This is a genomic window from Paraburkholderia caffeinilytica, from assembly GCF_046030355.1.
Lineage (GTDB): Bacteria > Pseudomonadota > Gammaproteobacteria > Burkholderiales > Burkholderiaceae > Paraburkholderia > Paraburkholderia caffeinilytica_B.
Genome location: NZ_JAQQCQ010000028.1, coordinates 101,365 through 111,291, shown reverse-complemented (window position 1 = coordinate 111,291; position 9,927 = coordinate 101,365). Strand labels below are relative to the sequence as shown.

The 9,927-nt window shown below is 61.5% G+C and carries 11 protein-coding genes; 3 read left to right on the top strand and 8 right to left on the bottom strand.

Going from position 1 to position 9,927, the window contains the following annotated elements:
• Positions 1-82: 82 nt before the first annotated feature.
• The 5 genes from PQQ95_RS31445 to PQQ95_RS31425 all read right to left on the bottom strand — a co-directional run bounded on the left by PQQ95_RS31445 (position 83) and on the right by PQQ95_RS31425 (position 2,518).
• On the bottom strand, positions 83-511 hold the full coding sequence (locus tag PQQ95_RS31445; RefSeq protein WP_408444860.1) for a response regulator: 429 nt from the start codon (positions 509-511) through the stop codon (positions 83-85).
• A gap of 20 nt (positions 512-531) precedes the next feature.
• Entirely contained in the window at positions 532-1,164 is a 633-nt protein-coding gene (locus tag PQQ95_RS31440) for a response regulator (protein WP_408444859.1), read from the bottom strand.
• A 247-nt stretch (positions 1,165-1,411) separates the two neighbouring features.
• Positions 1,412-1,984, bottom strand: coding sequence for a ferritin-like domain-containing protein (locus PQQ95_RS31435; protein ID WP_408444857.1), 573 nt, complete (start codon positions 1,982-1,984; stop codon positions 1,412-1,414).
• Between the two features lie 86 nt (positions 1,985-2,070).
• Positions 2,071-2,232 carry a DUF1328 domain-containing protein gene (locus PQQ95_RS31430; protein WP_006052455.1) on the bottom strand — a complete coding sequence of 54 codons (162 nt, stop codon included), beginning with the start codon at positions 2,230-2,232 and terminating at the stop codon, positions 2,071-2,073.
• A 109-nt stretch (positions 2,233-2,341) separates the two neighbouring features.
• A complete protein-coding gene (locus PQQ95_RS31425; protein ID WP_095418798.1) occupies positions 2,342-2,518 on the bottom strand; it encodes a DUF1328 domain-containing protein in 177 nt (58 codons plus the stop codon).
• 247 nt (positions 2,519-2,765) lie between these two features.
• Here PQQ95_RS31425 and PQQ95_RS31420 point away from each other — a divergent pair, with 247 nt between their 5' ends.
• Positions 2,766-4,217, top strand: a complete 1,452-nt coding sequence (locus PQQ95_RS31420) for a sensor histidine kinase (RefSeq protein ID WP_408444855.1) — start codon at positions 2,766-2,768, stop codon at positions 4,215-4,217.
• 235 nt (positions 4,218-4,452) lie between these two features.
• On the top strand, positions 4,453-4,587 hold the full coding sequence (locus PQQ95_RS31415; protein ID WP_012433647.1) for an entericidin A/B family lipoprotein: 135 nt from the start codon (positions 4,453-4,455) through the stop codon (positions 4,585-4,587).
• Positions 4,588-4,812: 225 nt separating this feature from the next.
• On the opposite strand, the gene PQQ95_RS31410 is transcribed toward PQQ95_RS31415, so the two are convergent.
• Entirely contained in the window at positions 4,813-5,610 is a 798-nt protein-coding gene (locus tag PQQ95_RS31410; protein ID WP_408444852.1) for a DUF4397 domain-containing protein, read from the bottom strand.
• 379 nt (positions 5,611-5,989) lie between these two features.
• On the opposite strand from PQQ95_RS31410, the gene PQQ95_RS31405 reads away from it, so the two are divergent.
• Positions 5,990-8,089: an oxidoreductase gene (locus tag PQQ95_RS31405; RefSeq protein ID WP_408444850.1), complete on the top strand. Its 2,100-nt coding sequence runs from the start codon at positions 5,990-5,992 to the stop codon at positions 8,087-8,089.
• A gap of 187 nt (positions 8,090-8,276) precedes the next feature.
• Here the strand turns inward: PQQ95_RS31405 and PQQ95_RS31400 are convergent, their stop codons facing one another.
• Together PQQ95_RS31400 and PQQ95_RS31395 are read right to left on the bottom strand one after the other, a co-directional pair.
• Positions 8,277-9,206, bottom strand: coding sequence for an EamA family transporter (locus PQQ95_RS31400; RefSeq protein WP_408444849.1), 930 nt, complete (start codon positions 9,204-9,206; stop codon positions 8,277-8,279).
• A gap of 366 nt (positions 9,207-9,572) precedes the next feature.
• Complete coding sequence (locus PQQ95_RS31395; protein ID WP_408444846.1) at positions 9,573-9,821, bottom strand: pentapeptide MXKDX repeat protein; 249 nt, start codon at positions 9,819-9,821, stop codon at positions 9,573-9,575.
• Positions 9,822-9,927: the final 106 nt, after the last annotated feature.

Here is a 9,927-nt window from a genome sequence, read left to right as displayed (position 1 = left end):
ATAACAATTCAAGGAAAGGCCAACACCATAAGCAAACAGCCAAACCAGACCCCACAAAAAAACCCCCATCACCCATCACCCATCACCCATCACCCCGCGCAAACACATACTCATGCAACGCATCAATCACCCGATCAAACTCAAACGACTTATCATAAAAATGCCGAACACCATACTGTTCACATCGCTCCCGATAAGCCGGCAACGCATGATTCGTCAACACAGCAGCAAAAACCGAATCAATCATTCCTTCGCGCTGCAAGTAAGCCAGCACCGGCACCCCTGACCCCTGCTTCAGTTGCAAATCCACAATCACCGCGTCAAAAACCTCATCGCTCAACAAAGCAATCGCCTGATCAGCAGACTCCGCATACGCAGCCACCCGCAGCAAACCCGATGCATCGATCGCCTCGACAAGACTCCTGCGGATCAGCGGCGAATCCTCGATCAGCAGCACGCGCAACGGCGCGCGGCTAACTGGTTCGGCAACATTGTTCGGTTCGCTGTTCATCGGTGTATCTCGATCGTCCATTATTCGATCAAGCCATTCTTGATCGCGTAATAAGTCAGATCGGCATTGTTCGCCAACCGCATCTTCTCCAACACGCGAGCCCGGTAAGTACTCACGGTCTTCACCGACAAATGCAATTCCTCCGCAATGTCAGTCGGAATCTGTCCCGCCGCAAGCTTGCAGAATATCTGAAACTCGCGTTCGGATAACGTTTCGTGCGGCCGCCCCGTAGCGGGTTTGTCAAGGTTATTGGCCAGCGTATCGGCCACGGCCTCCGACAGATAACGATGCCCGCGCGCCACCGCGCGGATCGCCCGCACAATCTCGTCGGGCTCGCAGTCTTTGTTGAGGTAACCGTTGGCCCCCGCGCGCAGCAGGTTGATCGCGTATTGGCTCTCCGGGTAGCCCGACAGAATCAGCACGCCCTGATCCGGCCGCACCTGCTTGATCACGCGTAACGTATCGATGCCGTTCTTGTCCGGCATCGCGATGTCGAGCAGCACCACGTCGAATACCTGTTCGCGCACGAGTCTGATGGTTTCGTCGCCGGTTGCGGCTTCCGCCGCGACGCACATATCCGGCTCGTCAGCGACGAACTGCCTGAAACCGCCTCGGACGATCGCATGGTCGTCAGCTATCAGCACTCGAATCATCGGTCTGGTGTCCGTGCAACAGGATTGCTCCAAAGCAGACATTGTAATGACCTCCGGCGCCGTCTTTGCCGCAGACCCATTTACACGCCGTAGCGGTGCTTCAAATGATGCCGGCGCGGGAAACCATCCAGACCCTCCCGCGCCGGTGCGTGTCGTCCGAGCAGACACGACCGCCGAAGCGTCAATTCGCACCGCTGCCCGCGGACGCCTGTCGACGTCCGCTTATCGGCTGCGCCTTGCGGCATTGTTACTCGCGGCCCTCGAGCAGGTCCGCCATATCATCGGCATGCTCTTCTTCGACCGCGAGGATTTCTTCAAACAGACGGCGCGTCGTCACATCCTTCTCGCCGAGATAGTGCACGATCTCACGGTACGTATCGATCGCAATACGTTCGGCGATCAGGTTCTCACGAATCATGTCCGTCAGATTGTCGCCTTCCTGGTACTCCGAATGCGAGCGCGTCTTCAGGCCGTCCGGTGCAAAATCCGGCTCGCCGCCAAGCTGGACGATACGCTCGGCGATGCGGTCGGCATGCTCCTGCTCTTCCGCCGCATGCTCCGCGAATTCCGTTGCGACAGCCTCGGAATTGATACCTTTGGCCATGAAATGATGCCGCTTGTAGCGCAGCACACAGACGATTTCGGTGGCCAGCGAGTCGTTGAGCAGTTTCAGCACGGTCTCACGGTCCGCGCCGTAGCTTTGCGTGACCGGACCGTCCGACATATGCTTGCGCGCGTCTTCGCGGATCTTTTTGATGTCCATCACGAACGCACCGCTGGATTGAGATACTGCGCCTGGGGCGCCAGAAGACTTCGCCATTGAGATTCTCCTTTATCCGGTATGGGGGAACTGCGTATCCCGCACGAATCGCGCCTGATACGCCGGTTTAAGGATGGAGTATTCGTCTACGTTCGGAATACGCCGAGCAACAGCGTGACCACGAACACGACAAGGAAGATATAGAACAGGATCTTCGCGATTTCAGCCGCACCTGCGGCGATTCCGGTAAAACCGAACACGGCTGCAATGATCGCAATCACGAAAAACACGATGGCATAGTGAAGCATGGTGACTCTCCTTGTTGGTATCTGCGTAAAGAGACCCTGAGGCAAATCCGAAGCGAACTGCTCCCTCACAACCGCGGGAAACAGCACGCAACCACCTCGTTGAGCGGCGCTAATCGACGATTTTCTTCGTTACAACGAAGCCGAGTACGAGAAACACCACGCACAGAATCACGAACACGACAAACAGGAACTTCGCGATCGCCGCCGCGCCCGCAGCGACGCCGGTAAAGCCAAGAAGGCCGGCGATCACCGCCACGACGGCGAAAAACAATGCCCATTTCAACATGATGGCTTCCTCCAGAATCAGTCAATGAACGATCAGGTTCATCCTATCGATCGTCGGCGGTGGGCGCATTCCGACGGGCTCCGTTTTTCGTGTGAGAATCCGCTTACATGGGATTACGGCAGCGTTACGCCGCCTGCATCGATTCTCCAGCCGCACACGGTGGGTGAATCAGGAGACGATGCACTCACATCGTCGAGTGCTGCGGGCGTTACACTGATGCCCACCTCACGAGCCGAAAGGGCTAAACGTGTCGAACACGCAAAAATCAGGGGCCGCCGTGCGACTGAGCGACTGGATGCGCAATCGCAGTTGGGCTATCGCGATGACCGTGGCGATCGTCATCACCGTGGGCGGGCTCGTGATTCTCGAAACCGCGCGCGAACGCATTGCCGCGGAGTACGAAACAGCACTCGAAGCGCGCGACGTCACAGTGCAACTGAGCACGCTCGCAAGCCAGCTCTCCCGCCTCAGCGCCCATCAAAGCGAGTTTCTTCTGACGAAGCAGGACGGGTCCGTTCAAGGCTTTTGCACGACCGCCGTGCGGATACGGCAGAGCGAACAACAGTTGGGCAGGTTCTACCGCGGCGGCAAGGCAGACAGCGCCGAGCTCGCGAGTTTCACCCAGATCGTCGCGCTGATCGAAGCACGCATCGGCGCGGGCGCTGCTGCATTGCAACGCGCGACACCTCGCCCGCTCGATCTGTCTACCTGCGGCAGTGCAAGCGAGGCCAATCCCGCCGATGCGACGCTGGTCGACAGCACGCTCACACTGTTGCGCGACAACGAAGAGCGCCGTGCACAGCACGCGCTCGACGCAAGCCGCGCCGACCAGCGCATCTCCACGCTGTGCGCGGCGGGGCTGTCCGCGTTGAATATCGTGCTGTTCATTCTGCTGTTTCGCAATCTCGGCATCCAGATGGATCGGCAGGCGCGCGTGCAGCGTCAACTGATCACGCAACAGGAAGAGCTCGACCAACTCGTCAACGAACGCACGCGGCAGCTCGAAGCGCTGGGCTGGCACTTGCAGGCCGTCAGCGAAAATGAAAAGACGCAACTCGCGCGTGAGCTGCATGACGAGCTCGGCGCTATTCTGACCGCGAGCAAAATGGATGTGGCCTGGGCCAACCGCAAACTGAAGGACAGTGACCCCGATGTCTCCGAGAAACTCAAGCGCGCACTCGCCAATCTCGACCAGGGTATTGCGCTGAAGCGCCGCATCATCGAAGACATGCGGCCCACTGTGCTGGCGAACTTCGGGCTCGTCACCGCGCTGCGCACGCTTGCCGACGAAGCTGCGCAGCGCAACAACTGGACGCTCGAATCGCACTTGCCCGCCGACGATATCCAGCTCGACGAGCAAACAGAAATCGCGCTCTTTCGCGTCGCCCAGGAGTCGCTCACGAACGCCGCCAAGTACGCACGAGCCTCGAAGGTGTCGATCGCCTTGCGGGTCAGCGACGGCGAGGTCGCGCTGCATATCGCGGACAATGGTGTCGGCATCACGCCCGCCGATCTGAAGCGCACGCACACGCATGGGCTGCTCGGCATGCGCCAGCGGGTCGCCGCGCACGGCGGGCGCTTCGATATTCAGCGCGGCGTGCCGAACGGCACCGACATCCACGTGGTCATGCCGAGTGTCAGCACGGCCACACCGTCTATAGATCTGCCGCCGTCGACGCCGACCCGAACGCCCGTGTAGCCAGGCTTTGCGCTACGTTGACGCAGCGCGTGTAGGAGTGCACCGACGCAAACACCGGAGCACGCCTACAACAAAATCGCAGCGCAGCCGACAGCGCCGCCCCCGCCCTTTTTTTACCATGCAATCAGACCGGCTCGACTGGCGTAAGCCCCGGTCGAACGACAGCTAGCCAGGCTAGCGCGTGCTGTAAAACATGGGCACGTCAACCGATGCATCCTCGACAAGGAGAACTTTCATGAATCGACTGATCGCTTTGCTTCTCATTGCAGGGACGGCTGCGCTCGCGGGTTGCAACACGATGGCTGGCGCTGGGCAGGACATTTCGAAGGGCGGCAACGCCATCACGAATTCGGCCGAGCAAGCCAAGTAAGCTAGCGGCAACTCGTCGAATGGCCGGCGCCTCGTGGCGCCTTGCCATGCAGAAACACCAGAGCCCGTCGCGGGAAACCGCGGCGGGCTTTTTCCATAGTCAGACCGGCAAGCAAAACGGCGATCCACGTATGTGGACCGCCGCTATGCCCTCCCTGCGACTATCGCCTATCGTTCGTGCCGCATGCCATGCACACGCATGCGGATTCGCGAGCTTATTACCCGCTTATTGACCCGTCAGTGTGTTCGACAACTCGACGCTCGGTGTGCTGGTGTTGCCGTTCTGTGCAATCAGCAAATGGATCTGCCCCGGCACAAGCTGGCTCAGCGTACCGGCGATCGGCACCGACGTCACCAGCCAGTCGGCATTGTTCGACAGCGAGAAGGACTGCGACTGGAAGATCGGCGTCTTGCTGCCTGCCACTGTCGCGATCAGCACATATTGGCCGCCGGACACATAGATCGAATCCTGGCCGCTGGCCGGCACCGCGTTCTTGAACGACACACCCGCCATGGTCGGGCTGGCGTTGGTGATATCCGTGCTGGTTGCCTGAACCAGATACAGGTCGAGATTGGTCGCATTAGCCGATGCGTTGAAGCCGCGCAGACGCGCGCTATTCGAGAGCAGTCCCTTGTCGAACGGGTCGTCGATCAGGCCGATATCCGGCGCGGCCGCACCCGGCAAAGCCAGCACCGTGTATTCGTGGCCCTTCGCCACATCCGGGAAGTTACCGCTCGCCAACGCGGTCGTGGTACCGGTGGCCGAATACGCGACGGTGGTCGAACCCGTGTTGATGTTGGTGAAGTTCGTCACGCCCTTATAGCTGATATTCGTCTGTCCCGAGGGCGCGGTGCCGTTCACGAGAAAGTCGACTGCCGGCCCGCCAGGAATGGCGTGGATAAAATGGATCTCCGGATTCGTCAGCCCGAGTTCCTTGCCTACGTCGCTGCTGCCGCCGCCACCGCATGCGCTCAGAACGGCTGCAACAGCGGCCATAGCCACCATGGTTCGGATCATTTTCATTGTGTTCACCTATATCGATGTTGGGCTCTCGACCCGTTAATCTGCGAGCGCTCCATTCCCGGATATCGCGCCGTCTGGAAACCTTGTTCATTGGTCGTTGGAACGGTTCCCGGCCGGCTCTCCGAAACGAAGCAGCCCCCTCCCTCTTCCTGCTGCACATCGCCTGCTGCACATCGCGCCCGTACTGGTGAGCGGCGCGGTCCGTGTCGATGGACGCCTGCATTCAGCAATGCCTGTGCCGCGGGTTCGATATGGCTTCTGGCACCAGACGAATGTCTTACGGAGCAACGCGTTGCGAGGATTAGAATTTTTCCTCGGAGGGTTGGCACGTTCCGCGGTGTATTGTTCGCGCACAACCCATACTTACACGGTCCCCTGCATGTCTTACCAACACTTACTCGCTGAACTCGACCTCGGCTTCACCCGTTTGCGCAATCGCGTGGTGATGGGTTCGATGCACACCGGCATGGAGGATCGCTTCTGGAATTACCCGAAACTGGCCGCGTATTTCCGTGAACGCGCGAAAGGCGGCGTCGGTTTGATCGTCACAGGCGGCATCTCGCCGAACCGGCAAGGCTGGCTGCTGCCCTTCGGTGGCACGCTGAACTCGGTGCTCGATCTGCACAATCACCGCTTGCTGACCGAGGCCGTGCATGCCGAAGGCGGCAAGATCGCGCTGCAGATCCTGCATGCCGGCCGCTACGGCTATCAGCCTTTTGTCGTCTCGGCGTCGGCGCTCAAGTCGCCGATCTCGAAGTTCAAACCGCGCGCGCTCACCGAAGCCGGCATTGCCCGCACCGTGCGCGACTACGCACGCTGCGCGCGCCTCGCCCAGCGCGCCGGTTACGACGGCATCGAGATCATGGGCAGCGAAGGCTATCTGCTCAATCAGTTCCTGTGCCCGCGCACGAACCGGCGTACGGACCGCTACGGCGGCAGCATCGAGAACCGCATGCGGCTTGCGCGCGAGATCGTCGAGCGGGTCCGCGCGGTGTGCGGCGAACGCTTTATCGTGGTGTACCGGCTCTCGCTGATCGACCTGGTCGAAGGCGGCAATACGTGGGAAGAAACAGTGCAGGTGGCCCAGGCGCTCGAAGCCGCCGGCGTCACGATGTTCAACACGGGAATCGGCTGGCATGAAGCGCGCGTGCCCACCATCGTGACCTCGGTGCCGCGGGCTGCTTTTGCAGCGCTGAGCGCGCGGCTGAAGGCGGCGGTCAAGGTGCCGGTGATCGTGTCGAACCGCATCAACACGCCCGAGGTCGCCGAACAACTGCTCGCCGAGGGCGCGGGCGATCTGGTGTCGATGGCGAGGCCGCTCCTCGCCGACCCCGAGTTCGTGCTGAAGACGGCCGAAGGACGCACGCACGAAATCAACACCTGTATCGCCTGCAATCAGGCCTGCCTCGATCACACATTCAAGAACCAGCGCGCAAGCTGCCTCGTGAATCCCCGTGCGGGACGCGAGACCGAGCTGATCTATCGCCCGATCGCGGACGCGCAGACAGCGCGCTCGGTCGCGGTAGTCGGTGCGGGTCCGGCGGGACTTTCCGCAGCGACGGTTGCGGCGTCGCGCGGACATCGCGTGACGTTGTTCGATGCGAGCGCAACCATCGGCGGCCAGTTCAATCTGGCGATGCGCGTGCCGGGCAAGGAAGAATTCAGCGAAACGATCCGCTATTTTCAGAGCCAGTTGCAACGGCATCACGTCGACGTACGGCTCGAGACGCGCGTCGATCCTGCACTGCTCGCGGCAGGCGGTTACGACGATGTGATCATCGCCACGGGCATCGTGCCGCGCAGCCCGGCGATCGCCGGCATCGACGGGCCGAACGTGCTGTCTTACGTAGACGTTTTACGCGGGGCGCCGGTGGGGCGCCGCGTCGCGGTGATCGGCGCGGGCGGGATCGGCTTCGATGTCAGCGAGTTTCTGCTGCATCGTTCCGGCGATCCTTTGCCCATACCACGCGATGCATGGCTCGACGAATGGGGTGTCGACCTGGCGGTGCGGGAACGCGGTGGTTTGAAACCGCCGGCGCCGGCGCAACCGGCCCGCGAGATCTGGTTGCTGCAGCGCAAGACGGGCAAGCTCGGCATGGGGCTCGGCAAGACCTCCGGCTGGGTGCATCGCGCGACGCTGGCAAGAAACGGGGTGAAGATGCTCGGTGGCGTGTCGTATCGGGAGATCAGCGAACGCGGTTTGAAAATCGCGCGTGAAGGTGTCGAGGAATGGCTCGAAGTCGACACGATCGTCGTGTGCGCGGGGCAGGAGTCGCTGCGTGATCTGCTTCCGGAATCGGCCGCGCGTGCTGCGGATAGGTCAAACGGTGCGAATGGGGGCGACGGTGTGAATGGCTCGAATGGCGCGAATGGCGCGAAGGCTCCGCGCTATCACGTGATCGGCGGCGCAAAGGTGGCAACCGAGCTGGATGCAAAACGCGCGATTCGCGAAGGTGCGGAAGTGGCGGCGGCACTCTGAAGCGGCGGAGTATCGAGGTCGCCGTCACTCCGCTCTGGAGTAGCGGGGAGCAGGCGTGAACCTCGGCGCTCTATGGCAAAAGCAGGCGGAAGGGGTCGCCACGCTCGGAAGCAACACAACGCGGAGAACGGTGAACTGGCGTCGCGCAGCAGCCGGCAGCAGTCGCCGTTCGCCATCCGCCGTCCACTCAGGCGAGCCGCTTCTTCCTGTAATCGAACCAGAAAGACAGACCCACACTCGCCAGAATCACGATGGTCGCGATGACCGTCGAATGCGTGACCGGTTCGCCGAGCAACAATGCACCGAGCGCCACCGCCACCACCGGATTCACGTACATGCAGCTACTGGCGATAATCGGACTCGTATGCCGGATCAGGAAACCGTACGCGACGTAGGCGGCCATCGTCCCGATCAGCATCAGGTAGACGAAGGCCAGCACCGGCAGAAAATGCACGTCCATCATCCGCTCGCCGGATACCCAGGCGACCATCGTCGACATCGCGCCACCCAGGCCGATCTGCAACGACGTCGAGAGAAACAGGTCCGACGGCAGCTTCAGACGCCCGGCCAGATGCGCGCCGCCGGCCCAGAAAAGCGCACCGCACAGGATCGCCAGGCTGCCGCCCGCCGATCCCGGCGCACTGTCGCCATGACTCAGGATCGCGATGCCCACCAGCCCAAGGCCGACCGCGAACCATTCGCCGCGGCCAATCTTGCGCCCTGCTACCGCCGCGATCACCGTCGCGAACAGCGGCACGGTCGCGACCATCACGGCCGCGGTGCCGGTGCCGACCGTGCGCATGCCGTAGGCGAGCATGCCGCTCGACAGCCCCACCAGCATCGTGCCGACCAGGCCGGCATTGCGGATTTCCCCTGCACTCGGCCAGACCGGCGTGCGGCGCGCCGCGAAGATGAAGAGCCCTATCCCGGCAAACAGATTGCGCAATCCGGAGAGCAGCAACGGCGGAAACGAACCCAGCGCGACATGCACGGCGAGATACGTCGAACCCCATACGAGATAGACGACGGCGAGTGCAAGCGCGATCTGTCCATTGCGGGACTGCGGCAAACGAATGGGAAAACCACGGAGAAAACGGCTGGGAAGTTGCGGCGCCATGCGTTCAACCCGCCCGTGCCGCTCGAGGTGCTGCGCCCCCGCTGAAAACCCGGTATCGGGATGGCGGACACCGCATCGGCGATGCGGTCTGACGGGCGAGGCTGGCGGACATGTTGGTGGAACGGAAGGACGATAGATGGCCAAAGGGGCCACAACGCCGCGGCGATCGACGGAAATCGGGCCACGGCTGACACACGCCAAATGTTCGGCGCGCATCGCATTATGCAGTAAGCGCCCACCGCGCCGGCTGAAAGAATCGTAACTTTTTTGCGTACTTGCAACAGAAAAGCCGGGGATCGATCCCCGGCTTTGGGCTCATCCGTGACACCGGCGCTCAAGCTATGCAACCGGCATCGCCAGCGACGCTCAGTTGGCCATGGCGCCCGATGCCTCGTGCTTCATGCCCATTGCGTCGCTGCCCTTTTTCATCTTGTCGTGCTTCATGGTGTCCTTTTTCATGCTGTCCTTCGACATGGTGTCTTTGGACATTGCATCCTTCGACATCGTGTCCTTGGACATCGCATCGTTGGACATTGCGCCGCTTGCCTGCGCGAACGCGGCGCCGCCGCTGGTCAGGAGGGCGACGGCGATTGCTGCGATTGCGAACTTCTTCATGGGAAAACTCCGTTTAGTTATGGATCGATCTGAACCGGCATCTCTCGGATGCCGGGGTACTTCCGAAGCTTCTGCCGCCCGGGGTCGCGCCTGTCGTCCGACACGC

Bases quoted from the DNA above. Each gene is read 5' to 3' on its own strand.
- PQQ95_RS31445 (WP_408444860.1), bottom strand. From the start codon at position 511: ATGAACAGCGAACCGAACAATGTTGCCGAACCAGTTAGCCGCGCGCCG.
- PQQ95_RS31440 (WP_408444859.1), bottom strand. From the start codon at position 1,164: ATGATTCGAGTGCTGATAGCTGACGACCATGCGATCGTCCGAGGCGGT.
- PQQ95_RS31435 (WP_408444857.1), bottom strand. From the start codon at position 1,984: ATGGCGAAGTCTTCTGGCGCCCCAGGCGCAGTATCTCAATCCAGCGGT.
- PQQ95_RS31430 (WP_006052455.1), bottom strand. From the start codon at position 2,232: ATGCTTCACTATGCCATCGTGTTTTTCGTGATTGCGATCATTGCAGCC.
- PQQ95_RS31425 (WP_095418798.1), bottom strand. From the start codon at position 2,518: ATGTTGAAATGGGCATTGTTTTTCGCCGTCGTGGCGGTGATCGCCGGC.
- PQQ95_RS31415 (WP_012433647.1), top strand. From the start codon at position 4,453: ATGAATCGACTGATCGCTTTGCTTCTCATTGCAGGGACGGCTGCGCTC.
- PQQ95_RS31410 (WP_408444852.1), bottom strand. From the start codon at position 5,610: ATGAAAATGATCCGAACCATGGTGGCTATGGCCGCTGTTGCAGCCGTT.
- PQQ95_RS31405 (WP_408444850.1), top strand. From the start codon at position 5,990: ATGTCTTACCAACACTTACTCGCTGAACTCGACCTCGGCTTCACCCGT.
- PQQ95_RS31400 (WP_408444849.1), bottom strand. From the start codon at position 9,206: ATGGCGCCGCAACTTCCCAGCCGTTTTCTCCGTGGTTTTCCCATTCGT.
- PQQ95_RS31395 (WP_408444846.1), bottom strand. From the start codon at position 9,821: ATGAAGAAGTTCGCAATCGCAGCAATCGCCGTCGCCCTCCTGACCAGC.